Origin of the sequence: Enterococcus sp. 1001283B150225_161107_E12, from assembly GCF_015556925.1 — a bacterium.
Taxonomy (GTDB): domain Bacteria; phylum Bacillota; class Bacilli; order Lactobacillales; family Enterococcaceae; genus Enterococcus_B; species Enterococcus_B mundtii.
Window position 1 is genome coordinate 63,606 of sequence record NZ_JADNNI010000012.1, and the last position, 25,718, is coordinate 89,323.

The 25,718-nt window shown below is 39.2% G+C and carries 24 protein-coding genes and 1 other annotated feature; of the genes, 3 read left to right on the forward strand and 21 right to left on the reverse strand.

Features of this window, described 5'->3' with window-relative positions:
* Positions 1-4 precede the first annotated feature (4 nt).
* Genes I2F89_RS10255 through opp3b form a run of 4 tightly spaced genes read right to left on the reverse strand, consistent with a single transcriptional unit; the run spans position 5 to position 4,006 of the window.
* Positions 5-958, reverse strand: a complete 954-nt coding sequence (locus I2F89_RS10255; protein ID WP_074800646.1) for an ABC transporter ATP-binding protein — start codon at positions 956-958, stop codon at positions 5-7.
* Entirely contained in the window at positions 933-2,015 is a 1,083-nt protein-coding gene (locus I2F89_RS10260; protein WP_019722498.1) for an ABC transporter ATP-binding protein, read from the reverse strand. Before I2F89_RS10260 ends, I2F89_RS10255 begins: the two co-directional genes overlap by 26 nt.
* A gap of 5 nt (positions 2,016-2,020) precedes the next feature.
* On the reverse strand, positions 2,021-3,064 hold the full coding sequence (locus tag I2F89_RS10265) for an ABC transporter permease (protein ID WP_019722499.1): 1,044 nt from the start codon (positions 3,062-3,064) through the stop codon (positions 2,021-2,023).
* Positions 3,065-4,006 carry an oligopeptide ABC transporter permease gene (gene opp3b, locus I2F89_RS10270; protein ID WP_019722500.1) on the reverse strand — a complete coding sequence of 314 codons (942 nt, stop codon included), beginning with the start codon at positions 4,004-4,006 and terminating at the stop codon, positions 3,065-3,067.
* A gap of 80 nt (positions 4,007-4,086) precedes the next feature.
* Between opp3b and I2F89_RS10275 the strand changes: the two genes are divergently transcribed.
* Entirely contained in the window at positions 4,087-4,431 is a 345-nt protein-coding gene (locus I2F89_RS10275; RefSeq protein ID WP_010736155.1) for a DUF3899 domain-containing protein, read from the forward strand.
* Positions 4,432-4,523: 92 nt separating this feature from the next.
* On the opposite strand, the gene I2F89_RS10280 is transcribed toward I2F89_RS10275, so the two are convergent.
* From I2F89_RS10280 to I2F89_RS10325, 10 genes are all read right to left on the reverse strand, one after another.
* Positions 4,524-6,191, reverse strand: a complete 1,668-nt coding sequence (locus I2F89_RS10280; RefSeq protein ID WP_010736156.1) for a peptide ABC transporter substrate-binding protein — start codon at positions 6,189-6,191, stop codon at positions 4,524-4,526.
* A 333-nt stretch (positions 6,192-6,524) separates the two neighbouring features.
* Positions 6,525-7,067 (reverse strand): aminoglycoside N-acetyltransferase AAC(6')-Ii, encoded by a 543-nt coding sequence (gene aac(6') / locus I2F89_RS10285; RefSeq protein WP_071866643.1) that lies wholly within the window; start codon positions 7,065-7,067, stop codon positions 6,525-6,527.
* Positions 7,068-7,152: 85 nt separating this feature from the next.
* Positions 7,153-8,226, reverse strand: coding sequence for a 23S rRNA (adenine(2503)-C(2))-methyltransferase RlmN (gene rlmN, locus I2F89_RS10290; protein WP_010736158.1), 1,074 nt, complete (start codon positions 8,224-8,226; stop codon positions 7,153-7,155).
* Positions 8,227-8,346: 120 nt separating this feature from the next.
* Positions 8,347-8,760, reverse strand: coding sequence for a hypothetical protein (locus I2F89_RS10295; protein WP_074800641.1), 414 nt, complete (start codon positions 8,758-8,760; stop codon positions 8,347-8,349).
* Positions 8,761-8,775: 15 nt separating this feature from the next.
* Entirely contained in the window at positions 8,776-9,186 is a 411-nt protein-coding gene (locus tag I2F89_RS10300; RefSeq protein WP_086335207.1) for a ribonuclease G, read from the reverse strand.
* A gap of 539 nt (positions 9,187-9,725) precedes the next feature.
* Positions 9,726-12,164, reverse strand: a complete 2,439-nt coding sequence (locus I2F89_RS10305; RefSeq protein ID WP_195514299.1) for a DNA translocase FtsK — start codon at positions 12,162-12,164, stop codon at positions 9,726-9,728.
* Positions 12,165-12,338: 174 nt separating this feature from the next.
* The gene (locus I2F89_RS10310) at positions 12,339-13,781 is read right to left on the reverse strand and encodes a glycoside hydrolase family 1 protein (protein ID WP_065096128.1); all 1,443 of its coding nucleotides are present in this window, start codon (positions 13,779-13,781) and stop codon (positions 12,339-12,341) included.
* 205 nt (positions 13,782-13,986) lie between these two features.
* The gene (locus I2F89_RS10315) at positions 13,987-14,799 is read right to left on the reverse strand and encodes an amino acid ABC transporter substrate-binding protein (protein ID WP_071866647.1); all 813 of its coding nucleotides are present in this window, start codon (positions 14,797-14,799) and stop codon (positions 13,987-13,989) included.
* 18 nt (positions 14,800-14,817) lie between these two features.
* Positions 14,818-15,453 (reverse strand): amino acid ABC transporter ATP-binding protein, encoded by a 636-nt coding sequence (locus I2F89_RS10320; protein ID WP_010736165.1) that lies wholly within the window; start codon positions 15,451-15,453, stop codon positions 14,818-14,820.
* A 20-nt stretch (positions 15,454-15,473) separates the two neighbouring features.
* Positions 15,474-16,115, reverse strand: a complete 642-nt coding sequence (locus tag I2F89_RS10325) for an amino acid ABC transporter permease (RefSeq protein WP_071866648.1) — start codon at positions 16,113-16,115, stop codon at positions 15,474-15,476.
* A 91-nt stretch (positions 16,116-16,206) separates the two neighbouring features.
* Positions 16,207-16,437, reverse strand: a binding site (T-box leader).
* Positions 16,438-16,529: 92 nt separating this feature from the next.
* On the opposite strand from I2F89_RS10325, the gene I2F89_RS10330 reads away from it, so the two are divergent.
* The gene (locus I2F89_RS10330; protein WP_074800628.1) at positions 16,530-17,015 is read left to right on the forward strand and encodes a prolyl-tRNA synthetase associated domain-containing protein; all 486 of its coding nucleotides are present in this window, start codon (positions 16,530-16,532) and stop codon (positions 17,013-17,015) included.
* Position 17,016: 1 nt separating this feature from the next.
* Here the strand turns inward: I2F89_RS10330 and I2F89_RS10335 are convergent, their stop codons facing one another.
* From I2F89_RS10335 to I2F89_RS10345, 3 genes are all read right to left on the reverse strand, one after another.
* Positions 17,017-19,092 carry a DNA topoisomerase III gene (locus I2F89_RS10335; protein WP_195514300.1) on the reverse strand — a complete coding sequence of 692 codons (2,076 nt, stop codon included), beginning with the start codon at positions 19,090-19,092 and terminating at the stop codon, positions 17,017-17,019.
* Positions 19,025-19,402, reverse strand: a complete 378-nt coding sequence (locus tag I2F89_RS10340) for a DUF1033 family protein (RefSeq protein ID WP_074800622.1) — start codon at positions 19,400-19,402, stop codon at positions 19,025-19,027. Before I2F89_RS10340 ends, I2F89_RS10335 begins: the two co-directional genes overlap by 68 nt.
* A gap of 124 nt (positions 19,403-19,526) precedes the next feature.
* Positions 19,527-20,093 (reverse strand): TetR/AcrR family transcriptional regulator, encoded by a 567-nt coding sequence (locus tag I2F89_RS10345; protein ID WP_010736170.1) that lies wholly within the window; start codon positions 20,091-20,093, stop codon positions 19,527-19,529.
* Between the two features lie 147 nt (positions 20,094-20,240).
* On the opposite strand from I2F89_RS10345, the gene I2F89_RS10350 reads away from it, so the two are divergent.
* Complete coding sequence (locus I2F89_RS10350; protein WP_195514301.1) at positions 20,241-21,503, forward strand: multidrug efflux MFS transporter; 1,263 nt, start codon at positions 20,241-20,243, stop codon at positions 21,501-21,503.
* Between the two features lie 51 nt (positions 21,504-21,554).
* Here the strand turns inward: I2F89_RS10350 and mnmA are convergent, their stop codons facing one another.
* The 4 genes from mnmA to I2F89_RS10370 all read right to left on the reverse strand — a co-directional run bounded on the left by mnmA (position 21,555) and on the right by I2F89_RS10370 (position 25,389).
* Positions 21,555-22,676: a tRNA 2-thiouridine(34) synthase MnmA gene (gene mnmA, locus I2F89_RS10355; RefSeq protein WP_066025126.1), complete on the reverse strand. Its 1,122-nt coding sequence runs from the start codon at positions 22,674-22,676 to the stop codon at positions 21,555-21,557.
* 199 nt (positions 22,677-22,875) lie between these two features.
* The gene (locus tag I2F89_RS10360) at positions 22,876-23,499 is read right to left on the reverse strand and encodes a hypothetical protein (protein WP_071866653.1); all 624 of its coding nucleotides are present in this window, start codon (positions 23,497-23,499) and stop codon (positions 22,876-22,878) included.
* Between the two features lie 945 nt (positions 23,500-24,444).
* Positions 24,445-24,711 (reverse strand): hypothetical protein, encoded by a 267-nt coding sequence (locus I2F89_RS10365; RefSeq protein ID WP_108143881.1) that lies wholly within the window; start codon positions 24,709-24,711, stop codon positions 24,445-24,447.
* A 390-nt stretch (positions 24,712-25,101) separates the two neighbouring features.
* Positions 25,102-25,389, reverse strand: coding sequence for a hypothetical protein (locus I2F89_RS10370; protein ID WP_074800608.1), 288 nt, complete (start codon positions 25,387-25,389; stop codon positions 25,102-25,104).
* Positions 25,390-25,718: the final 329 nt, after the last annotated feature.

Below are 25,718 nucleotides of genomic sequence, written 5' to 3' on the forward strand. Positions count from 1 at the left end.
CCCCCTAGTTTGCGACTAGCAAGGCTTCTTTCTGCCGTTTTAATTTTTTCGCATAATAAGCAACTTCTTGTTCTGTTGCATATACAAAATGTTCAGGAGAAATTTCGCGTAACGTACGGATTTGTCCATCGTCTGGTTCAGGTTGATACTTGATCCGGCGACGTTGGCGTTCATGATCAGGGTCAGGCAATGGGATCGCTGATAGTAAGCTTTCCGTATAAGGATGCACTCCATGATTATAGATTTCTTCACTGGTTCCCATCTCAAGCAACAAGCCATTGTGCATCACACCAATACGGTCACTGATATGTTTCACCATGGATAGATCGTGCGCGATAAACAAGTAAGTCAATCCTTGCTCTTTTTGTAAATCTTGTAAAAGATTGACCACTTGGGCTTGGATCGATACGTCTAAGGCAGAGATTGGTTCATCACAAATGATAAACTTCGGATTGACTGCTAATGCTCGTGCAATCCCGATCCGTTGGCGTTGTCCCCCTGAAAATTCATGAGGATAGCGTGTGCCATGGCTGGGATTTAAGCCAACTGTTTTTAGTAACTCGTTGACTTTTTCTGCACGTTCTTCGGGTGATTTAGCTAGTCCGTTGACATCGATTCCTTCTGCAATGATATCTCGTACTTTCATTCTCGGATTTAATGAAGCATATGGATCTTGGAAAATCATTTGGACTTCATGACGAAACTTTGTCATGGCTTGTTTGCCTTTTAATTTCGTCACATCTTGCCCATCAAATAAAATCTCTCCACCCGTTGGTTCATTCAAACGGATGATCGTTCGGCCTGTGGTTGACTTTCCACTACCAGATTCGCCAACTAAGCCGAATGTTTCTCCTTCATAGATGTGAAAACTGATATCATTCACCGCATGGACTTCATTTTTCTTTCCTACATTAAAATACTGTTTTAAGCCTTTAACCTCGAGCAGTTTTTTGTTCATTGTTCAATCCCCCTTGGCCATGTGCTTTTTGCTTTTCTTGAAAAATCGCCCAGCGCCGTTGAATCTCTTCTGGCGGTGTCACTTTTGGCGCTTGTGGGGCTAATAGCCAAGTAGCTGCTTGGTGTGTTGGTGATAGTTCGAAAAACGGTGGTGCTTGTTCCGCATCGATTTTCAATGCAAATTCATTTCGTGGATAGAAGGCATCTCCTTTTGGCGGATTCAATAAATCCGGTGGAGAACCTGGGATTGCATATAAGCGGTCATTGCCACTTTCCAATGTAGGCATAGAGCCAAGTAAGCCCCACGTATACGGATGCTGTGGATTGTAGAAAATCTCTTCAGATGTCCCCACTTCAATGATTTTTCCACCGTACATCACTGCTACTCGATCAGCAACATTCGCTACGACACCAAGATCATGGGTGATAAAAATGATCGACGTGTCGATTTTTGATTGGATTTTTTTCAACAACTCTAAAATCTGTGCTTGGATCGTCACATCTAAGGCTGTCGTTGGTTCATCTGCAATCAAGATTTCTGGGTAACATATCAACGCGATCGCGATCACGATCCGTTGCCGTTGTCCCCCTGAAAATTGATGAGGATAGCTATGGATGCGTTTCTCAGCCTCCGGAATCCCTACAAGATTCAATAATTCTAAAGCGGCTTTTTGCCCCTCTTTTTTCGATACTTTATTATGCTTACGTAAAGATTCTGCTACTTGTTTACCAATCGTCATCGTTGGATCTAATGAAGTCATCGGATCTTGGAAGATCATCGCAATTTCTTTCCCACGAATCTTTTGCATTTCTTTTTCTGTTTTATCAACAATGTTTTGTCCTTTGAATAAGATCTCACCAGAATCGATCGATGCGTTACTCGATAGTAAACGCATGATACTTCTAGTCGTTACAGATTTCCCACTACCGGATTCGCCAACGATTGCCAATGTTTCACCTTTGTTCAAATGAAAATCGACGCCTCGGATTGCTTGGACTTTTCCAGCATAGGTATCAAAGGAGATTTGTAAGTTCTTTACTTCAAGAATTTTCGTCATCGTACTCACTCTTTCATTTTAGGATCAAAGGCATCACGTAAGCCATCTGCTAATAAGTTGAAACCAATCATGATCACCGATAAAGTTGCTGCCGGAATCCATAATAGGTACGGCAAGTATAAGAATGTTTTGTATCCATCACTCAACATCGTTCCCAATGAAGCAGAAGGTGGTGTCAAGCCTAGGCCGATGAAACTTAAGAAAGCTTCGAAGAAAATCGCTGATGGGATACTGAACATCATTTGGATGATGATCACACTCGAAATGTTTGGCAAGATATGCTTGAAGGCGATCTTCCATTTGGATTCACCTAATGTCATTCCTGCTAACACATACTCTTGGTCTTTTAATTTCAATGTTTGCGCCCTGACGATCCGAGCCATCGGAATCCAGTTCGTGATCGCCATCGCTGCCACGATCGAGAAGATCCCTGGTTCAAAGACGACTAGCATCAAAATCATCACGACTAAGTTAGGAATACCAGATAAGACCTCTAAGAAACGTTGCATCGCATTGTCCACACGACCACCTAATAAACCAGAGATCAAACCATAGGCAACACCGATCGTTACATCTAGTAACGCAGCGATGAAGGCAATCAGTAGAGAGATACGTGTTCCCATGAACAAACGACTTAACACATCACGACCTAGACCATCTGTTCCTAAAAAGTAGTTCACATCTGCAGGAACATTGGCTTGCGCATATTTATCGACTAACTCACCAGCAACCATTGCTTTTCCGTTTAGTCCGTCGATATTGATACCAGGAATACGTGGTGGTAAGTTGATGTAATCGACATTTTGAGCGGTTGGATCATGGGGTGAAACGAAAATCGTGATGATCGAGATAAAGATGATCACGATCAGTAATCCCATGGAAATAACTGCCGCTTTGTTTTTCTTCAATCGACGCCAAGAATCCTGGATAAAATTCAGTGAAGGAGCTTCGATTTTTTCACGCTCTTCTTCTGTGTTTTTTTGTAACGGTAAAAATTCATCTGCAGGAATTTCTGCAATTGTTTCGTAGCGTTTAGGTATCAGTTCCATCTAGCTTCGACTCCCTTCAGAAACTCGGATTCTCGGATCAACTAGTCCGTACAATAGATCCACGACTAAAATAACTAAGATCAACATAAATGAATACAAGATCGTAACAGCCATGATCGTTGGATAGTCATTTGTTGTGATCGACTTAACGAATTGCTCACCGATCCCCGGAATAGCAAAGATATTTTCAACAACTAATGAACCGGTCATCAAAGCCACTGCTAATGGGCCTAACAAAGTCATCAACGGGATCAAACTATTACGTAGACCATGTTTAAAGGCAATTTCCCAACGACTCAAGCCTTTTGCTCGAGCCAATTCGACATAATCACTATGCAAGACTTCGACCATTTCTGTTCGGATGAATCTGGCAGAGTCGGCTAATGGCGACATGGCTAGTGCAATCGTTGGTAAGATCGTATACATGAACCCATCCCATTTTGCAATCGGCAATACACGAAATTGGATGGCAAAAATGTATTGTAACAATACAGCAAAAACAAAGTTAGGGATAGAACGTCCTAAGATCGCGACTAATGTAGAAGACGTATCGACCCATGTATTTTGTTTCATTGCTGAGATTGTTCCTAGGATCGTTCCAAAGAAAGTTCCGAAAATGATTGCTTGTAGACCAAGCTGTAGTGAAGGTCCTACTCGTCCTGCTAATAAGTTAGCAACTGGTTGGTTTTTGAATTGGAAAGAGATACCAAAATCTCCTTGGATCAAATTAGAAAGATAGATCCCATATTGAACGATGACTGGTTTATCCAAACCAACTTGTTTGTTCAACATCTCAATTGTTTCAGGACTTAAACGTTCCTGGTTTGTGTAAGGTGTACCAGGCAATAATTGCATCAAAAAGAATGTGATGGTTGCAATCAACCAAAGTGTGATGACCATAAAGAAGACGCGTTTTAATACATATTTTATATAACTATTCACGAATGTTTCCCCCTAGCTTTTGACTTCTGATCAATGTTTCGCTACATTATTTAATGAACCAATGATAAAGGAGCAAAAAAATGAAAAAAAAATATCGTCCTTATTTGTTTGCCGGTTTAGTGATCGTCCTCGTGTTACTTAAAAATGCTTTGACTGATCAGTTGACCCTTCTTCAATTATCCAATGATTTATTTTTATGTGCGTTGCCGTTTTTGATTATCGGCGGATTTTTATGGGTGTTCTCCTCAGGTTTCTTTGATCACTTTCAACGTTCGTTTCACTTAGCACGAACGAGAAACCGGAAGGAAAAACCAGAATTTACTTCCCTATCTTCGGTCAGCTACGGTATGTATACCTTTTGGCTGATCATCGCTGGAATTTTGCTTGTGTTTTCGATTGTCTTTGCGCTCATCTCACTTGTCTAAATGAACGGCCAAAAGAATAACTAGGATCAGAAAATTGAGAGGTCTGGGATTTGTCAAACATCCCAGACGCTCTTTTTTCTTTTTAGGACAGATTATTCTTCAATATATGTCCATTTGTAATCCCATGATGCGCCAGCAGCATGATGAACGATACCTTTGACTTTTGGATTAACTAAATGACCTTCAGCTTTTTGATAAACTGGTGCGACACCCATATCTTCAGCGATGATTTTATTCGCTTCTTGTAAGTCAGCCCAACGCGCTTGTTCGTCACCTGCATCTTTAGAAGCAGATGCTTCAACGGCTTTGTCATAGTCTGCATTTGACCATTGACCACGGTTGTATGAATTGCCTGTTACAAATAAGTCAGTAAAGCTACTTGGGTCAGCATAGTCTGCGCCCCAGCCACCTAATACTGTATCGAAATCACCAGATGATGAACGATCCAAACGAACAGAGAATGGTACTGGTGTAGGTTTTACTTTCACACCGTCAAGGTTTTCTTGGATAGAGTTTTGGATATATTCGATCACTTTTTTCGTTGAGTCATCATCTGATGCCATCAATTCAAATTCTAATGAGTCGATTCCTAATTCACTCTTCGCTTTTTCCCAATATTCTTTTGCTTTGTCTTGATCATATGATACTAATTCGCCGGCTTCTGCTGCGAAATCTTCATTTGTTTCAGGATTCTTAGTCATGTCTGCAGGAATCAAGCCTGTTGAAACAACTGAACCATCACCCATGACTTGTTTCACTAATGCTTCACGGTTGATTGAATAAGAAATGGCTTTTCTTAAGTTCACATTTTTGAATGGTGAATCATCTTCTCTTTGATTGAACTCGATATAACTTGTACGTGCTTCTTTAACTGACGTATAAGCTGGATCATTCGCATTTTGTTGTGCTAACTCACCTGATAAGATGACATCATCTGCTTGTCCATCTTTGAATAGATTCAATGCAGTAGAAGATTCTTTTACGACACTGACTTTGATTTCTGATAATTTAACTGCATCTTTATCCCAGTACTCTTCGTTTTTCTTGTACGTCCATTCAGTATCAGTACCTGGTCCATCAAAATCAGCTAAAGTAAATGGTCCGTTGTATACTGCGTTGTCACTTGATGATGCGTACGCATCTCCATGTTCTTCAACCACTGCTTGACTTTGTGGGAAGAATGAAGGGAAAGCAAGTAAGTATTGGAAGTATGGTGTTTGTTTGGCTAATTTGATTTCCAATTCATAATCGCCAACTGCTTTGATGCCTAATTCTGATTTGTCTTTGTCGCCTGCTGTGATTGCTTCAGCATTTTCAACTGGTGCAAAAAGATACGCATATTCTGATGCCGTCGCTGGGTCTACCGTACGTTGCCAACCGTAAACATAATCAGCTGCTGTGACAGGCTCCCCATTTGACCATTTTGCGTCTTCACGCAATTTGACTTTATAAGTCAATCCATCTTCACTAACTTCAGCCAATTCACTTGCACCGGCTGGTTGAGGTTTACTATCTTCATCTAAACGATAGATTCCTTCATACACATTATTTAGTGCAGTAAAACTGATTGTATCTGTTGCAACCGATAGGTCGGCTGACGGCATTTCTTGAGGTACTACTAAGTTGAAGACGCCTCCTCCATCTGCTGATCCACTGCTTGAAGAACCACTACCACTTGTATCTGCACTGCTGCCACCATAACAACCAGCAAGTACAAGCCCACATAAGGCCACAACACCAAAAGTTAAATTCTTTTTCATCTTCCGTACCCCTTTATCGAAATTTTCAGAATAATTAGTATTTTCTGAGTTGTTTATGAGTTTAATGAATAATTATTAAAATTGCAACAGTTTTTTTCGCTTTTTCTAAAAAATAATGACTTTTCCATGAACGTTTTATTATTTTTTTCTGAAAAAATGAGATAAATCAAGGATTTTTATCTAATCCTCTTTCGAATAAAATAATCATAAAAAAATGGTTGTTATAGGAACTTTAGATATGAATGTTCGGTTTTTGCCACAAAAAAGAGCCTCCGCACTAGGGGAGGCTCGCATGTTTTATTCGATTTAAAAAAAATCATTTTGGTGCTTCATTCATTGGTTTATTTCTCCAAGTCGTTTTGCCAGGATGATATCTGGTTGATTAATCCCATTTGCATCAGGAATCGCTCCAACGACTTGATAGCCCATTTTTTCATAAAATGTATAAGGATGCTTGTTGAAGGTTTCGATTGATTTCAGTTTATCTAACGGATGATCAAAAAGATCCGTATGACTAAGACTTGTGTCTCCATCCGTATCATCTGTTCCTAAATAAACCATCACACCACCTTTAGAGGCGATTTCTTTCTCAACATAATCAACTAAGCGGCTACCGATATACTGCTTTCGATAAGAAGTTTCTACTACTAGAGGGTGAATTTCCCAACCAGTCATTCCATACTGCGGAATCGCACCGATAAAACCAACCAAACGATCTTGTTCAACCGCTGAGACGGCGATTCGATCCGTCGCTAGTAGTTGCTCGACTTCTTTCATTGGTTGTTCACCGTAATCCTTCGGCCAAGTCAAACGCAAAAGGTCAGCTAACTGATCCTTCAATCCGATATTTCTACGATCAAATTCACTGATGATCATCCTATTCCCCTCCATTCCAATTTCAGCCTATTCTATCAGCCAAACGAGAAAAAGAGAAGGAAAGAAAACTTAACTTTAAGAATATTTATTTTGCTACAGTTTTTTCTTTTTTCATTTGTTTGCTACGCAATTGCCCACAAGCTGCATCAATATCTGTCCCATGCTCTTTGCGAATCACACAATTGATGCCGTTCTTTTTCAACACATCATAAAATTTCAATACATCCGCTTTTGGACTTCTTGAATATTGATCATGTTCACTTACTGGGTTGTAAGGAATCAAATTGACATAAGTTAATTTTTTCTTGTCTTTCAACAGATCAGCCAGTTGTTGCGCGTGTTCTGGACGATCATTTACTTGATTCAGCATGATGTATTCAAACGTGATCCGGCGATTGGTTTTCTCCAAGTACTCATCCACTGCTTCCATCAATTTTTCAATTGGGAAACGGCGATTGATACGCATCATAGACGTACGGACTTCATTATTTGGTGCATGTAATGATATCGCTAAGTTGACTTGTAATCCATTTTCAGCGAATTCTTTGATTTTGTTTGCCAACCCACTGGTTGACACCGTGATGTGACGAGCACCGATTGCTAAACCTTTGGCATCATTGATGATATGCAAGAAATCCATCACATTGTCGTAATTGTCGAACGGTTCACCGATCCCCATCACCACGACATGGGATACTCGTTCCCCCAGTTGACGTTCATCAAAGTAATGTTGGACCATCATGATCTGCGCTACGATCTCACCGGCTGTTAAGTCTCGGTTTTTCGTTAATAAACCACTGGCACAAAAAGTACAGCCAATATTACATCCGACTTGTGTAGTTACACACACAGATAAGCCATATTCTTGTCTCATCAACACCGTTTCGATCATATTTTTATCTGGCAACTCAAACAAGTATTTGACTGTCCCATCACTTGCCTCTTGCACGATCACTTGTTTCAATGGATTGATCTCAAAGTTTTCTGATAGTTTTTCAATCAAACTTTTTGAAAGATTCGTCATTTCTTCAAAGCTTGTGACACGCTTTTGATAGAGCCATTCCCATACTTGTGAGGCACGGAATTTCTTTTCACCATGTTCTAAAAACCAAGCAGTCAATTCTTTATTTGTTAAGCCATAAATGGATTGTTTTTCCACGATTATTCCCTCTTTTTTTCAAAGTATCGCTACATACTATAACTGATTCCCTATATTAATGCAATAGTTCACAAAAGAAACTAAATAATCGTTAAAAACTTGTACTAAATCTTATTTAGGTCATGCATGAGTATCATGCAACTCATCGTATTCTTCTACTGATTTTTCTGGATCTAAAATCATCCATTTAATAAAGATAAGCCCTAAAATCAACAAGGTTGCTGGAATGATCAAGAAAAAACTGAATAGCAGTGGGGAACCATAACCAATAGCAGAAATGATCAACCCGACTGTTTTTTTAGAATCTACTGCTTTTGAAAGCAATAAATATAAGGTTAAAGTGAAGCCGATCACGCAAATCATACTTAGGATCGACCAAAAAATAATTCCATAAAAATTCCCCCATAGACGTGTCACATAGACGAGAGGAACCAGACCTGACTGCTCTGCTACTCGGTTAAAGAAACCAAAAAGATAAATCACTGTTTGAACGATATTCAATATAAAAATAGTTTTGATCATTTTTTGATGCATATTGTTTTCTCCTTTCTAGTAGTAATAACCATCATAAATGTAAGGATCATAGTTATAAGAATCCCGGATAAAAGAATCACGAATATACCATAAGCTAGAAAGAATGAATACGACGAAAACAAGATATAAAAGGATGATCACAATTTGAATAATAAACATCGCTATGCCAGCTCGACTCCAAGTTTTTTGGACTTGTTTGAATGTTTCTACATCCGTATAGTTTCCATCTCTCCATGCCCACTCATTGCCTTTGAATCCGCAAATAAACACCCAAACAAGATTGAATAGTGGAATCAAACACAGTAATGGAAGATACGTTTTGTTCCCGATTCCCCAAATGATATTTAGAGAGAATGCTCCCCAGTTCCATTTTTTGATTTCTTGCGGTACTTCCTGATTGCCCCTTTGAAACTCAGAATTTGCCAAGCCGACTTGGGGTTCATCAAGCGTTGCTTTTTGTGTTTGGCTTGTTGATTGTATTGGTTCTTTGATCGGTTCTTTGATCGGTTCTTTGATCGGTTCTTTGATCGGTTCTTCGTTCAGTGCGCTGATTGGTTCTTCAACTAGTTCTTTCACTGGTTCTTCGTTCGGTTCGCTGATTGGTTCTTCGACTAGTTCTTTCACTGGTTCTTCGTTCGGTTCGCTGATTGGTTCTTCCTGTAGCGCATTGACAGGTTTTTCAGGCACTTCATTCATTGTTTCTGTCAATTGTTCGTTCGTCATTTTTTGGGAAGCTTCATTTGATACTTGTTCAACCTTTTTGGTTTTCTCATCGTTCATTCAGTGAATCTCCTTTCATCTAAAAAACTATTGTGACTTTAAGCTTATCATTTTTTTAACATGAATAATTTTATAAAAATCGTTTTGTTACTGCCTGTTTTTTTCCATGAAAGATATTTTTTTGGACTAAACGCAAAATAAAAGCAAAAAATCCATTCGATAAGAACAGATTTCTTGCTTTCATTTTATATGTCCTGATTTTCAGATAATGGTTGCTCCATTGACTCTTCCACTTGCTCAATAAAAACTTTTCGAGGCTTACTGCCTTCTGAAGGGCCTACGACGCCGTGGGCCTCTAATTCATCGACTAAACGAGCTGCCCGGTTGTAGCCGATTCTAAAACGACGTTGCAACAGAGAAATACTAGCGGTTTGCATTTCGATAACTAATGCTTTTGCCTCTTCAAATAGTTCATCTTGTGGTTGTTCAGCTGAACCAGCTGATTCAACTTCATCCGTTGGCATCATTTTTTCTTCGTAATTGGCTTCTTGTTGATCGGTGACAAAGTTAACCACACGTTCCACTTCATGGTCTGAAATGAAGGCGCCTTGAACACGGATCGGTTTGTTCTCACCCATTGGTAAGAAGAGCATGTCCCCTCGTCCTAAGAGCTTTTCCGCCCCATTAGAATCAATGATCGTTCGTGAGTCTGTTCCGCTGGAAACAGCAAACGCCATTCGTGAAGGCACATTGGCTTTGATGATACCGGTGATAACATCCACACTTGGGCGTTGTGTCGCTAAGATCATATGGATACCTGCGGCACGAGCCATTTGCGCTAAACGGATGATCGCATCTTCGACTTCGTTGCTTGCAACCATCATCAGATCCGCCAATTCATCAACAATGACGACGATAAATGGTAAAGTCGGATGTTTGGTTCCATTTTCCAGATTTTTTTGTTGGACAAATTCATTGTACCCAGAGATATTTCTCACACCAGTTGCAGCAAACTTCTCATAACGTTCTTCCATTTCCTGAACGACTTTTTGCAACGCTTGTGCTGCTTTTCTAGGATTAGTCACAACTGGCGTCAATAAATGCGGAATACCATTATACATATTCAACTCAACCATTTTCGGGTCGATCATCATCAGTTTGACTTCATGAGGTTTTGCTCGCATCAAGATACTTGTAATGATCCCATTTATGGCTACAGACTTCCCACTACCAGTCGAACCAGCAACCAGCAAGTGAGGCATTTTCGATAGATCAGCCGTTTGGACACGACCCGAAACATCTCGTCCTAGAGGGACTTCCAATAGCTTGTCTGGATGATCCGGTTGGGCTTCGATGATCTCTCTAAACGAAACCATACTGATCTTGCTGTTCGGCACTTCGATCCCGATCAATGATTTCCCAGGGATCGGTGCTTCCATACGAACATCTTTTGCGGCTAAAGCTAAGGCAATATCATCCGTTAAACTAACGATTTTACTTACTTTTACTCCAACAGCTGGTTGGATCTCAAACTTCGTCACAGATGGTCCTAAACTCGCTTTGACGACTTTCGCATCGACACCAAAACTTTGGAAAGTTTGTTCTAACACGCCAATGTTCTTTTCGATTTTCTTGTACTCATCACTTTGATCCACGGTTTGCGCAGAGTCTAATAAATCGATTGAAGGTAGTTCGTATGCTTGATTTTCTTCTTCTGCTTCGATCTCAAATTCTAATGCAGTGCCATCATCTTCAAATAACTCATCTTCGGACGACTCTTGTGCTTGGGTCATTTCATCCTGTTTAGGAGGTTCCATAACAGGAGGTTGGACATTTCCTTGGAAACTGTCAATCGGCACAAAACTCAATTGTTCAGGTTCACTTTCTTCATAAATAGGAGAAGTTTCCTTTTGGACTTGATTCTTTTGACGAGTGGCTCGCTTTTGTTCCATTTCCGCAGCTTCAGCTTCGGCTGCTTCTTTCGCAGCAAGACGTTTTGCTTCCTTCGCTTCTGCTCGTTGCTTTTGCCGCTCTTCTTTCGCAGCTTGTTTACGTGCCTGTTTTTCTGGGTCGCCTTCTAACAGTTCTTGGAATCTATCTCCCATCACTTGTAAGGCATTCAATAATTGATGCCCCTCAACATTACTGAATAATACTGCTCCGCCAATAATCAATAAAACAGCCACGAAATAACTTCCCGGTTGAGCAATCAAAAAGAATGTCAGATTATAAATAAATGCACCTAACATACCGCCACCGACATTCGTGGTGATTTGGCTTTGACGAATATCTGCCGATAGTAGATCCCAAGTCGTTCCAATGATATTGGGTTCTCCGCTGTTCAATTTTCCAAAAAGATTGGCATGTAAAAAGAGTAAGATACCTAAATAAAACAGGCCGACTCCCAGCCAACGACGACTCTTACCCATCGTGAATTCTCTATTTTTGACCATGATCCAAAATCCTAAAACTGCTAATAATACACAGAGGATCTGATACGTATTGCCAGCGACTATGCGAAAGCCATTCGCCACTAAAATGCCTAAAAAGCCTAATTTCAAAAAGCCAAAGACGGCAAATAGTATAAAAGCAAAGCCAACACCGATCGCAATCATTTGCTCCTGCTGCTGTTTCTGTTTTTTTGTTTTTCTTTTCTTTTTAGCAGGACGTTTTTTCTTTGCCATGATATATCCCTCTTTTCATCAAGTTCCATTATACAAAAAAAAGCAAGCGAACAAAAGTTTTGTTTGCTCGATTGCTGATTTTCTTTCATGATAAAAAAGAAGAGCAGGACTAAAGTCCTCTCTTCTTCTTCCATTATTCATCTTTTTATTGAGGGAATGGACAAAAGATACCCTCTACTCACCTATATTTGCGCCATTCTCACGAATCACTTGTTGGTACCAGTAATAGCTATCTTTTTTGTAGCGATCAAGTGACCCTTCTTGTGTTTCATCCTGATCTACATAAACGAAGCCATAGCGCTTTTGGTAGCCATTTAACCAGCTCAGCAAATCTGTGTATGACCATGTGCAATAGCCCAAGACTTCTGCACCATCTGAAATAGCTTCTTTGATGGCTTTGACATGACTCTCCAAGTAGTTGATACGGTAGTCATCGTGGATCTTTTTATCCTCTGTCAATTTGTCATATTCACCTAAACCATTTTCCGTGATCAACACAGGGATACGATAGCGACTCGTGATTCGTCGCAAAGCAATACGTAAACCTTCTGGATCGATTTCCCAATCCCAATTTGTACGTTCGACAAATGGGTTTTCTACTTTTTTGTACATGCCAGGCACGCCGGTTTCTTCTGATGAGCCTTTTTTACCTGTAGTATTCATCTTACCAGCGCCGACACCATCTAATGGATTAAAGGCGTTCGTTGCTGTTTGGTAGTAGTTGATGCCTAAAAAGTCAGGTTTCGCAGAGGCTAATAGCTCCTCATCACCTTCTTCGATCGTTGGCGCCCACCCTTGTTCTTCCAAGAATTTCATCGCAGCGATTGGATATTTGCCCCACATATAAACATCCATCCAATAATGTGCCATCAAATCTTCCGCATTTTCAGCAGCCAAAATGTTCTTTGGATCACTGTCAATCGGATAGTTTGGCGTATACGCAAAACTTGGTCCGATTTTCCCAGGCATATCCATTTCATGGAACGCATTGATCACTGCTGCATTAGCTAAGTTGGCAATATGGTTTACTTGATACATTCGTTTTGGATCAGTCACTCCTGGAGGATGTACCGCTAATAAATAACCGAGTGAAGTGAAAATATTTTGCTCGTTCAAACTCACCCAATAGTGGACTTTGCCACGAAATGCTTCGAATAAGGTTTTTGCATAGTTCGTAAAATCTTCGATGATCTGACGAGATTCCCACCCTTGGTATTCATCTTGCAACGCTTGTGGCAGATCCCAATGATACAATGTCAACATTGGTTCAATGTCGTGTTTGATCAATTCATCGATCAAATCCATATAGAAAGCTAAGCCTTCTTGATTGATCTCGCCGCGGCCATTTGGAAAAATACGTGTCCAAGCCACAGAGAAGCGATACGTTTTCAAACCTTGTTCTTTCATTAAGGCAATATCTTCTTTATAACGATGATAATGATCAACAGCTAGGTCGCCATTTGTTCCTTTAAATGTCTTACCTGGAATACGAACAAAGCGATCCCAAACGGACTCACCTTTTCCGCCTTCTTGCCATGCACCTTCTACTTGATAGGCAGCTGAAGCAGATCCCCAAAGAAAATCATCAGGAAATGCTGTTAATTTTTGGTGTTCCATGAACATCTTCCTTTCCTAGTTCAATCTTTACCTCTTTAGAATAACACGAAACCCTTTTCATTACCAAGTAGATTTTTGACATTTATAAGCAAAAGTCTAGTCATTTTAAAAATAAGTCCAAAACAAACAAAAATAGTGGAGCAGCAGATGCTGTTCCACTATTCTGACTTCCCCTATGATTCGATCCTTCCTGTCATCCTGTCACCTATTCTGGTGTGACATCTTCACCAAACCACTTCTCTGAGATCTTTTTAAATTTTCCGTTTTCAACCAATTCGGCTATGCCATCATTGACTTTTTCCACAAGTATTTCGTCATTTTTTCGCGCACCGACAGCAAAATCTTCTCCATCAAAGTCCCCTTTGATCACATTGAAATTATCTAATTCGTCTCGTATGTTCAAAAAATACTCGGCATAGACTTTGTCGATCAACACACCATCTGTACGGCCACTTTTCAAATCGATCAATGCTTCATTAAAGCTGGCGTACAAAACTGCATCTTGATTTTTCACATAGTCTTTGAGTATTTCTGGATGTCTGACAAACATATCATAACCAGAAGAACCGTTTTGTGCGCCTAAGATTTTGTCTTGCATTTGTTCAAAGCTTGTAATGCCAGAAGTTTTTGGCGTGATCAACACTTGATCATTTTTCATATACGGTTTTGTAAACAAGACCTTTTCTTCACGTTCCGGTGTTTTTGAATACCCGTTCCAGATCAAATCGATCGTTCCATTGTTCAACTCAAATTCTTTCATCGACCAATCGATCGGTTGGAACTCAACGGTGATGCCATATTCATCAAAGACAGCTTTCGCTAACTCAATATCAAATCCTGTCAGTTTGCCATCCTTATCACGAAAACCCATTGGTACAAAGCTGTCGTCTAGCCCTACGATAATCTTTTTTTCTTGATTGATTCTTGACCAGCTTTCTGTCGCTGTCCGCTCATTCGTGCAGCCAGTTAAAAAGAAAAAAACAATCAAAGATAAAATCAAAAAGCTGAATTTTTTCATTTTCTCCCCACCGCTTTCCTACTTACTTGGCATAACTTTGATCAATTGATCCCCAACGTTTTCAGCAAAGACTAAATCGTGGGTCACGATGATTTGGGTCACGCCTTCTTCTTTTAATGAAAGAATCAACTTCTCTACTTGTTGGCGTAACTCTGGATCTAATGCACTCGTCGGTTCATCATAAGCTAACACTCGTGGGTTCATCGCTAACGCACGAGCAATGGCCACACGTTGTTTTTGTCCTCCAGATAATTGATAAGGATAATTTCCTAATAAATCACGAATCCCTAATGAGTCCGCTAATTCCTCCGCCTTTTTCGTGTATTCTTCTTTACTTTGTTTCAACACCATTTTAGGCGCTAAAGTAATATTGTCAAAAATACTCAAGTGTGGGAAAAGCTGGAAATCTTGAAACACGACGCCTACCACTTGTTCTTCTGTTTTCAATTCAAAAGGGTCAAATTTCGTGCCATCTAGGTAAAACTCACCACTGTCAGCTTTTTCTAAACCGGCTAAAATCCGTAACATCGTTGTTTTACCGCCTCCTGACGGTCCGCCGATCGCTAATGTTTGTCCTTCCGGTATTACTAAATCAAAATCTTTGATCACTTGTTTGTCACCAAATGATTTACTAATCTTTTTTAATTCAATCATCGCTGTTCCCTCCTCGTTTCTTAGCGGTAATAATTTAATTTTTCTTCAATTTGCTTCAACACGATCGTCAGCACTCCTGTTAGTGCGAGATAGATCAGTGCCACGCCAAGCAATGGAAGTAAACTTGCATCTCTCTCCATCGCGATCTTACCCGCTCGCATCACATCACCTAAACCTAAGATGTAGATCAACGAAGAATCTTTCACTAGATTGATGACTTCATTGCCGACAGAAGGTAACACGATTTTTGTTACTTGCGGAATAATGATTCTTGTCACTGTTTGGAAAGGACTCAACTGTAAGACTTGAGCTGCTTCATACTGCCCTTTAGGGATCGACTGGATACCACCACGGAAAATCTCAGCAAAATAGGCAGCATAATTTAAAATGAATGCGATCAAAGCAGCTTCGAAGCGATCAAACACGATCCCGATCGTTGGCAAGCCGTAGAACACGAAAATCAATTGTAATAATAGCGGTGTTCCTCGCATGATCCAGACATACGTTTGTAGGAAATAACGGATCGGTTTAAAATGTAACGACAACCCTAAGGCTAAAATAATGCCTAATGGCAAAGAACCAATCAAGGTAAAGGCAAATAATTTCAAGGTTGTCAGCGCCCCTACTAACAACTGTGGCATCACTTCTAATAAATCATTCATTTTCTTTTCCTCCTCTTTTCTTTAAAGGGGTACATTGTTAGCTGTCCCTTCCAACCACATGAAAAACAAAAAAAGTCCTTTGATCCGAAGACCAAAGGACGCAAAATACGTGGTTCCACCTTTTTTTATTAGTTTCTCGCAAAACTAACCTTATCTGGTCGTCTAACAACGACCGCAGCTATAACGGGCTTCCCGGATTTTCTTACTGGCTGTTCAGAAAATCGACTCCAAGATGTGTTTCACAATCAGTTATTGCCTCTTCTCACCAACCAGAGACTCTCTTCAAACACTTAATTGCTACTCTTCTTTTCGATGTCTTTTATTTAACTTAATGAGTAATTTACCTGATTCATTTTTATTTGTCAATCTTTTTTGTGCTAAAATAAATAAAAAATGAATGGAGGATTGTTTTTTATGTGTCATGCCACGAAACAAGAGGCCTATGAATTGCTTGATCTATTGGCAATCAATTACCAAGAAGTGAATCATCCAGCCATTACTTCTGTCAAAAATCTATCTTTTACTTTACCAGGTCCACAAGTCAAAAATCTTTTGGTCAAATCAAAGAAAGGCAAACAAATTTATTTTGTCGTCTTACCTGATGAAAAACAAGCCGACTTGAAATTATTGGCAGAACAGTTGAATGAAAAACGATTATCGTTTGTGTCAGAAGAACAAGTCAAACAGTTGTTGCATGTTCCGCCAGGCACCGTCAATCCATTTGCCTTAGTCAACGATTTAGAAAACGAGATCCAAGTAGTAATTGACTCCTCGATCGATCGCAAAGATACCGTCGGCTTTCATCCAAATAGCAACACCAGCACCATCATATTTCCCTTTGCAGATTTTGAACGACTACTCGCTCATGTGGATCATCTGCCAAGGTATGAAGTCTTGTAACTTAATTATCCTTCATCGCAGCTTTTAAGGCTGCTGCTAATGGGCTTTCTTCCGGTTCTTCTGCTTGAGAATATTTCTTCATCAAGCGACGTTCTTCATGTTTTGTCATTTTTTTCTTCTGCTCTTTTTTCCCTAGCATCTTCTCTGTCGTCCCGTCAAATTTACAACGGAAGTAAGCGCCATTTTTGCCTTCAATGATCTCCATTTTGCGGTGACATTGTGGGCAACGATGGTTAGAGACTTTCGGATCTTTCCGACGACGATAGCTACAATCTTGATTCGTACACACATAGATTTTGCCATCTTTTGTGTTCTTCTCACGAAGATTCGAGCCACAATCCGGACATTTCTTTTGGGTAATCGAAAAGTCTTGGTATTCTTGCTTACTTGTTTTGATTTCTTGAACAAGTCGCTTCGTTTCTTTTTCGATGGATTGTAAAAAGACGTTGGCTTGTTTTTTTCCAAGCGCGATCGCTTCTAGATCTCTTTCCCAACTTTCAGTCAAATCTGGTGTCACAAGCGATGGATTGACCAGTTCTAACAACTGCTTGCCCTTCGGTGAGACTTGTAAGCCTTGCGGTGTGCGTTCCATTAATTCGGATTTGATCAACTTTTCAATGATCTCCGCACGAGTCGCAGGCGTTCCTAAACTGTGTTTTTCCATTAAGCCTAGCAGACTTGCTTCCGTCAAAGGTTTCGGCGGTGCCGACAATTCTTTTTTGATCGTAAAATCAGGTTGGATGCGCATGTCCTTTTTCCAGTCAAACGAATCCACATGACTTTCCGCAGACGTTTTCCAACCAGCTTCCAACACCCGATTTTGGCGGAAAACAAATTGTTCGTTACCAAATACGACAGTGATTTTCGTTTGACTGATTTTATGTGGTTCTGCAAACAAGCCTAAGAAACGTGTCACGATCATTTGATAGATTTTTTGTTCTTCGTTGCTTAATTTTTCATAGCGTGGACGATTTTCCGTCGGCAACAAGGCATGGTGATCTGTTACTTTATTATCTTGGAAGACACTTGTTTGACGAACCACTGCACCATTTTTCAAATAAGTTTTCACTTCTGGTGCAAAATCGCTGATGGCTTGAAGTCTTTCTTTCATCGTACTTTTCATATCATTCGTCAAATATTTACTATCTGTTCGTGGATACGTGACGATCTTGTGCGTTTCATATAAACTTTGGACAAGACCCAACGTTTTCTTTGCAGAATAGCCATAACGTTGGTTGGCTTCTCGTTGGATCTCCGTTAGATCATAAGACAGAGGAGCTTTTTCTGTCTTTGTTTTTTCTTCAATGTTGACTACTGTTCCCTTACTCTGACTAAGGGTTTTAACAAACGCTTGGGCTTCTTCATGGGATTTCAAAGCAAATTGGTTTTTTTGGACCATTTTTGCTTGTTCATTGCCGACTGTCAATGAAATCGTAAAATACGTTTGTGGTCGGAATGATTCGATTTTCTTTTCCTGATTACGCACTAAAGCTAAGGTTGGGGTTTGTACCCGACCCGCTGATAAATTGTCTTGATATTTTACTGTCAGCGCACGTGTCACATTCAATCCGACCAACCAATCTGCTTTTGCCCTAGCCAAAGCAGACTCATAAAGCGCATCATAGCTTTTAGCTGGTTTCAATTGGCTGAAACCTGTCTTGATCGCTTTGTCCGTCTGAGAGGAGATCCACAAACGTTTCACCGGCTTATTGAAGTGAACATATTCCAAGATCCAACGTGCAACGAGTTCTCCTTCACGTCCGGCATCTGTCGCGATCACTGCTTCTGAAACATCTTTACGACCAGCCAATTGCTTGATGGCTTTCAATTGATGACCAGTTTTTGGTAATGGTTTGATCCCTAGTTTTTTAGGGATCATCGGCAAGGTTTCCATCTGCCAGCTTTGCCATTCCTTATTCAGATCTTCTGGCATCTTTAGACCTAATAAATGACCAAGGGCCCAAGTCACGATCACCTTGGGTCCTTCGTAATAGTTTTTGTGTTTTTGATTAGCACCAAGCACCTTGCTTAGGTCTTTCGCAACGCTTGGCTTTTCCGCTAGAATTAGTTGTTTCATAAAAATCCTTTCTGCTTTCCAAAGTGATCGGTTGATAATCTTTCAGCAAAGCAAGTCCTTTGTATTGCTGCAAATCATCATCACATTCTTCACACCAGCGCTCATCGCCATCATTCCAAAAGGCGCTTAGAAAATTATTTTTGGCATGGATATACTCATAGTTGTTTTTAATGGCTAGCCATTTTTCTTCATAGTTTTGTTGTGCTTCTTCGAAAGAGGAGAAAGTTTCCTCCATTTGAATATCTTCTTGCCAATCTTCAAAGAACCACCAAGGCTCATTGTCACCGAACATTGTAATTACTTGATACATACATGCGCTCCTTTTCTCAGATCATCTTAAAAACATATTAGTCACTTTCCAAGAAAGTTGCAAGAAATTTTGCTTAAAAGGGGCATTTTATGAATGTTCAGAAAATTAATTTAAATGATGCCTTTTATTTTATTGGTAAAGTTGCAATAAAGTCGTCGATCATCCAGACATAACTTTCTTCTGGAGAAACATTCGGTTCATTGGTAAAGTACCCTAAAAAACGTAACGAAAGATAGCCATGGATCATACTTCGCAGTTCTCGACTTCGATGCACCTTTTCTTCTTTCGACAAAGAAAAAGCGTCAAATATTTGCAAAATGATTTGGTTCGTTTCGTGTATTCCCTCTAATAAAATTTCTTCATTCGTATGTGGTACACTGATCAGCAGTTCATAGACTGCCTGATTTTGAAACGCAAATGACTGATAAGTTTGCGCATACGCTTGGATCGCTTCTCCCTTACTTTTCCCAACTAACACTCGACGTAATTGATCATTTAACTCCGTTAAAAGTTTCGCAGTCAACGCCGTTTTCACTTCCCGAATGTTTTTGAAGTGGTTATAAAGCGACGGTGATTTGATATTCAATGCCTTAGCTAAATGTTGAAAAGTGATTTGCTGTACAGCCATCTCTTCTGCCAATTCTCGAAAGCAGTCGATGATTTTCTCTTGTGACAGCGTTCGTTTTTTCATTTGATTTCCCCTCTTATGGACTAAACTCAATCCTTTTAAGTTTACCATGAAAGACGAAGAGAAAAAAGACTTGTTGTTGATAAACTACACATTGTAGTTTATAATAAATGATTGTAGATGAAAATTTTCAGAAAGAAGGCTTTAATTGTGGTGTCAAGGGTAAAAGAGGCAGTATTCAGAAAAAGAGAAACTTGGGAGAAAAACCTAGTGGTTTTGTGGTTTGGTACATTTATGGCAGGGATTGGGTTTAGTCTAGTGATGCCTTTTATGTCGCTTTACATAGATACGTTAGGAAATTACAGTACGTCACAATTGAACTTTTGGAGTGGCTTGACCTTCTCCTCTACATTCCTTGTTACTACCTTGATTTCTCCATGGTGGGGACGACTTGCCGATCAAAAAGGCCGAAAGTTGATGCTGTTGCGCGCTTCTCTAGGGATGGCGGTAGTGATTTCCTTGATGGGTCTAGTAACCAGCGTGTATCAATTAGTCGCATTACGTCTGTTGCAGGGGATTTTTTCCGGCTATATCAGTAACGCTACAGCTTTAGTCGCCACTGGTACTCCAAGAGAAAAAAGTGGACAAGTACTTGGCACTTTGGCGACCGGCTCTGTGACCGGAACATTGCTTGGTCCTTTACTTGGCGGACTTTCTGCTTCTGCTTTTGGGTATCGCCCTACCTTCTTTATTACTGGGACAATTTTGTTCTTCGTTTTCTTACTTAGCTTATTTTTTGTCCATGAACAATTTGTGCCAGTAGAAAAAGGCGAGTTGGTTTCTGCTAAACAAATTTTCCGTGACCTGAAATACCCACATGTCGTCATCGGTATGTTTATTACCACAATGATCATTCAAGCATCAAATAATTCGATCAGTCCGATCATTAGTTTATATATCCGGCAATTATTACATGGACATGGCAACGTCACGTTGATCAGCGGAATCATTGCTTCTATTCCTGGGATTGCCACCCTGATAGCCGCTCCTCGTTTCGGACGCTTAGGCGATAGGATCGGAAGTGAACGAATCTTAGCCATCGGATTAGGCTTCGCTTTGATCGTCTACATCCCAATGGCTTTCGTAACGAATGTATGGCAACTTGCAGGACTACGATTTTTGATCGGGATCTCAGACGCTTGCCTCCTTCCTGCGGTCCAAGCATTGATCACTAAATACTCTCCCCCACAAGCTGCCGGAAGAATCTTTAGTTACAACCAATCCTTCCAAGCCACTGGAAATGTCGTTGGCCCCTTGATCGGTTCAAGCGTTTCAAGTATCTTCGGTTATCGTGGTGTCTTTTTATCCACCTCCTTACTTGTACTTGCAAACTTTGTGCTGGTTCGCCATAATACGAAGGAGATCCATAAGCAGGAAGAAACAAGCAATGGTCATGCTTTTGTCAATAAATAGCAAAAAAGCCACAGGATTCGTAAAAAAATCCTGTGGCTTTTTTAGATTATCTTAGACGTATTGCAAAACTTTCGCTTCTTGATACGCATGATCGATCAATCCGCCCCCTAGACATTCCATTCCGTCATAAAAAACAACGGCTTGTCCTGGTGTGATTGCGCGTACGGGTTCGTCGAAGATGACTTCTGCGCGATTATTTTCTAATAAGCGTACAGTTACCGGTACATCTTGTTGACGGTAACGGAATTTCGCTGTACATTTGAATTCTTTTGGCATTGGTTCATTCGTTGTAAAATGGATTTCGCTTGCATCTAAACTGGTTGCATACAATGCAGGATGATGGAACCCTTGTCCAACATATAACGTGTTCGTCGCAAGATCTTTTCCAACCACGAACCAAGGTTCTTGTGAATCGCCACCGCCGCCGATGCCTAAGCCTTGGCGTTGTCCGATCGTGTAGTACATCAAACCAGCATGTTCACCTTTGACTTCACCGTCAAGGGTCACCATATTGCCTTTTTTAGCTGGTAAATAGTTACTTAAAAATTGTTTGAAATTCTTTTCGCCGATAAAACAGATACCTGTTGAATCTTTTTTCTTCGCCGTTGCTAGCCCGGCACGTTCTGCGATCGCACGTACTTCTGATTTTTCCATACCGCCTAACGGAAACATCGTTTTTGCTAACTGTTCTTGTGACAATTGGCTAAGGAAATACGTTTGGTCTTTGTTATTATCGACCCCACGCAACATATGTGACACGCCATTTTCATCACGTGTGACTTGCGCATAATGGCCAGTAGCAACATATTCCGCTCCTAAGTCCATTGCATAGTCTAAGAATGCTTTAAATTTGATTTCCTTATTGCACATTACATCTGGGTTCGGGGTACGTCCTGCACGATATTCTGCTAAGAAATATTCAAACACACGGTCCCAATATTCCTTTTCAAAATTAACCGAGTAATAAGGAATCCCGATTTGGGCAGCGACTTTCGCTACATCCTTGTAATCTTCCGTCGCCGTACAGACGCCATTTTCATCGGTATCATCCCAGTTTTTCATAAAGATCCCGATTACATCATAGCCTTGTTCCTTTAACAAAAGTGCTGTTACAGATGAGTCAACACCGCCACTCATCCCAACGACAACGCGTGTTTTGCTGTTGTCTGTCATGGTATCACCATCATTTCAATTAGATTCTGAAACATCTACGAGTTGAAGGTCGCAACTTTTCAGTATTTTACATTATACGTCATCTTTCTGAAAATTTCACCCCTAAATAATCAATTTAAAAAAGCGACGTTTTTTAGTTGGACCATTCTGTACTTTTCAGATACCAAAACTTTGCTATGAGAGGCGTTTTATTCATGATTTAGTTTCTTACTACATTCACCAAAAACAAAAGTAACAGCACAACATTGAAATATGTAGAAAACAAATAATTGATAAACAATAAGTAAAATTTTCGCCGGCTAGTTTCAAGCTTTGTTGCGGCGTATAATCCAATCAAGCCAGAGATCACCATCAACATAAGCAAAGGAATCAAATAATAACTTTCGAATGAATGACTTTGAAAAATAATCAAATAATGAGCATAAATAAATGCGAGTGTAGAAATAGACATCGGGATGATCAATCCCATGATAAAGAATGCTTTCTTTTTCTCTAACTCATGAAGCGCGCCCACAATCAATACGTACGCAACAGGGAACAATAAATACTCCACCTTACCAAAGCTGACAAAACCTAATAAAGTTCCTAGTACAATACCATACATCAAAACAAGATGAATGCCAATGAGCACCCTTTTTAAGAATGCTGAGGGGATTCTAGTTGAGTAAAACAAACTGATTCCACTAATGATCCACCAAGAATATTGGACTGTTCCAAATAACCAAAAAAATTTGAAAACAAAAACTAAACTTCCTAATAGAAAACAAAGCGCCAATAGATAGAACGAAATATATTTATTCGGCATACTTTTTTTTACAAACATTCCACTCACTCCTTTTAAAAAATACTTATCTAGTAGAAAACCACCAGCCAAAGATACAGAACCAGTTAACCAAAATGATCAATACTTTTACCCAACCGAATTTTATTCCTGTTGAAAAAAATAAACTAATCCCACTCAAGAACCAGCAAATCGTGGAAATCATCAATTTAATCTCGCCAGCATATGGTGAATAAGATAAAAAATAAAAACTTGTAAAAAAAATGACAAGCACAAAAATAGTAAGCAAAAAAACTCAAATCTTTTAGGTTCAATTGAAATCATTCATTGCACTCCTTTTTTCAACGATTAACGATCACAGCTTACTAGAAATAAACTCAATCACACGCATCAAACTCATAGCGGTCGCAAATCCATAATTTACGACTAAGAGATATCCTTTCTGATAGTTACTCATCGTAAGACAGTACGTAAAATAAATCCCCATAAGTCCAGGAATTACCATGTACAGGATAAATGCAAAACTTGAAAGTGGATCTTCTCAATATAGAAAGCTCCCTATCATAAAGAAGGTAGACAACAGCATCGACAGACCCAATCCTATTTTATGGAATTTCATGGTGATCTCCTATTCATCTTTTATTTATTGTGGCGTTATGGTGCTTTTTTCTATGTAAAGTTACTGTTCATTTCATCAGTAATAGACACTTAGCCAAAAGAAAACAACCAACCGTAGATACAACTAAAGTTAAAAAAAATGACTAAGTTTTTTAAGGCTTTACTTTCAATGAACCTTGAAAAAAATAAACTTATACTGCTAAGTAGCCAACAAATCGATGTCAATATTACTCGCCATTCAATACTATAGCGACCTCCTTGAACCATACTGAACGTAATTACACTGATCGATAAGAGTAAAATAATCAATGAACAATATCTTTTGTATGTACTTTTCATTTCAATCTCCCTTTCAAGTAATACTTAACTCTATTTTTTGTTCAAAGTTAAAACAATTAATTGAATGAATTGTCCAATAATAATAAATGTAGCAAAAAAATAATTCAGAGAAACAATCATCCATTTGTATCGTCCAAGATTCGCTTTCATCGAATAATAAAACCCAGCTAATCCAGGAAATGTCATAATGAAAAACAATAAGACACTCTGAGGACTATCTCCATAAACGATTCCTCCAACAAAACAACAAATCGAAAAAAACATCGCTATTAATAATCTGAATTGATTATTCGTCATCTTATTCTCCTTTTAATTTTATGAATATCTGTAGTTTCAAAAAATCAAAATATAAACCACCAACCATAAATACAAAAAATATTCGCTCCTACAACAATACACTTAATAAATTTATTGTTGATTCCTGTAGAAAAAAACAAACTACATCCACTCAATAACCAACAACTGATAACGATGATTCCTTGATATACAAGAGGCAAAGTTCTATAAGATGAAAAATAACTGCTACTAAATAAACAAGAAGCGAACAAAAAGATGATCGATAAAATCCAGTACTTGTTATTCTGTTTTATAATCATATGTGACTCCTTCTTTCTTAAATCCACTCACAACTAGATAAAATTTCTATTAATTTTTGAATTGTTCAATTAATACATAAAATAAAATGTACTAACTTGTAAAAAACTCTATCCCGAAGACTTGTAACCAATAAATTACGATAATCAAGACAGTACTGTAAGTAGCGAAAAGGTAATTCAGCCCTAGCAGTAACCATTTCAACTTCGTCTTTTTTATTTTTGTCGAACAATAAAAACCAATCAAACCCGGAAAACTCAAACCTAATGCAAAAAGAATCCCTTCAATTTCTCCACTTAAATAAATATGTATATAAAATAGACCACTGATACATGCAAGCATTGACAAACATAAAACGACTAGATTCAATGCACGTTTCATTCTTCTTTCTCCTCCTTATCAACATCAATATTTCTCACTAAAAACAGAAATAGCTTCAAAAATTCAAAGAAAAATGAAAAATCGTAGATAAAAAGACATAGCCAAACACAAAATTCAACGTAATCAACGTCCTTTTCAGGTATCTATCTGCGATTCCTAGCGCAAATACGATACTCCCTCCATTGATGACCCAACAAACCGAAATTGCGACTATAAATAGATGCGGTTGATACTTAAATGAATCAAACAAGATGGGACTAGCAAAGATACACGTAATAAATACAAGAAAAATTGACAATATCAATAGAACTAATGATTTTTTTGTACAA

Excerpts from the sequence above, each read along its gene's own strand:
- I2F89_RS10340 (WP_074800622.1), bottom strand. The coding sequence starts at position 19,402 with ATGTATCAAGTAATTACAATGTTCGGTGACAATGAGCCTTGGTGGTTC.
- I2F89_RS10370 (WP_074800608.1), bottom strand. The coding sequence starts at position 25,389 with ATGAAACGTGCATTGAATCTAGTCGTTTTATGTTTGTCAATGCTTGCA.
- I2F89_RS10320 (WP_010736165.1), bottom strand. The coding sequence starts at position 15,453 with ATGATTGAATTAAAAAAGATTAGTAAATCATTTGGTGACAAACAAGTG.
- I2F89_RS10315 (WP_071866647.1), bottom strand. The coding sequence starts at position 14,799 with ATGAAAAAATTCAGCTTTTTGATTTTATCTTTGATTGTTTTTTTCTTT.
- mnmA (WP_066025126.1), bottom strand. The coding sequence starts at position 22,676 with ATGACAGACAACAGCAAAACACGCGTTGTCGTTGGGATGAGTGGCGGT.
- I2F89_RS10265 (WP_019722499.1), bottom strand. The coding sequence starts at position 3,064 with ATGGAACTGATACCTAAACGCTACGAAACAATTGCAGAAATTCCTGCA.
- I2F89_RS10310 (WP_065096128.1), bottom strand. The coding sequence starts at position 13,781 with ATGGAACACCAAAAATTAACAGCATTTCCTGATGATTTTCTTTGGGGA.
- I2F89_RS10260 (WP_019722498.1), bottom strand. The coding sequence starts at position 2,015 with ATGACGAAAATTCTTGAAGTAAAGAACTTACAAATCTCCTTTGATACC.
- I2F89_RS10295 (WP_074800641.1), bottom strand. The coding sequence starts at position 8,760 with ATGCATCAAAAAATGATCAAAACTATTTTTATATTGAATATCGTTCAA.
- I2F89_RS10335 (WP_195514300.1), bottom strand. The coding sequence starts at position 19,092 with ATGAAACAACTAATTCTAGCGGAAAAGCCAAGCGTTGCGAAAGACCTA.
- I2F89_RS10275 (WP_010736155.1), top strand. The coding sequence starts at position 4,087 with ATGAAAAAAAAATATCGTCCTTATTTGTTTGCCGGTTTAGTGATCGTC.
- I2F89_RS10360 (WP_071866653.1), bottom strand. The coding sequence starts at position 23,499 with ATGTTTGTAAAAAAAAGTATGCCGAATAAATATATTTCGTTCTATCTA.
- I2F89_RS10280 (WP_010736156.1), bottom strand. The coding sequence starts at position 6,191 with ATGAAAAAGAATTTAACTTTTGGTGTTGTGGCCTTATGTGGGCTTGTA.
- I2F89_RS10325 (WP_071866648.1), bottom strand. The coding sequence starts at position 16,115 with ATGAATGATTTATTAGAAGTGATGCCACAGTTGTTAGTAGGGGCGCTG.
- I2F89_RS10305 (WP_195514299.1), bottom strand. The coding sequence starts at position 12,164 with ATGGCAAAGAAAAAACGTCCTGCTAAAAAGAAAAGAAAAACAAAAAAA.
- I2F89_RS10345 (WP_010736170.1), bottom strand. The coding sequence starts at position 20,093 with ATGAAAAAACGAACGCTGTCACAAGAGAAAATCATCGACTGCTTTCGA.
- I2F89_RS10330 (WP_074800628.1), top strand. The coding sequence starts at position 16,530 with ATGTGTCATGCCACGAAACAAGAGGCCTATGAATTGCTTGATCTATTG.
- I2F89_RS10255 (WP_074800646.1), bottom strand. The coding sequence starts at position 958 with ATGAACAAAAAACTGCTCGAGGTTAAAGGCTTAAAACAGTATTTTAAT.
- I2F89_RS10365 (WP_108143881.1), bottom strand. The coding sequence starts at position 24,711 with ATGACGAATAATCAATTCAGATTATTAATAGCGATGTTTTTTTCGATT.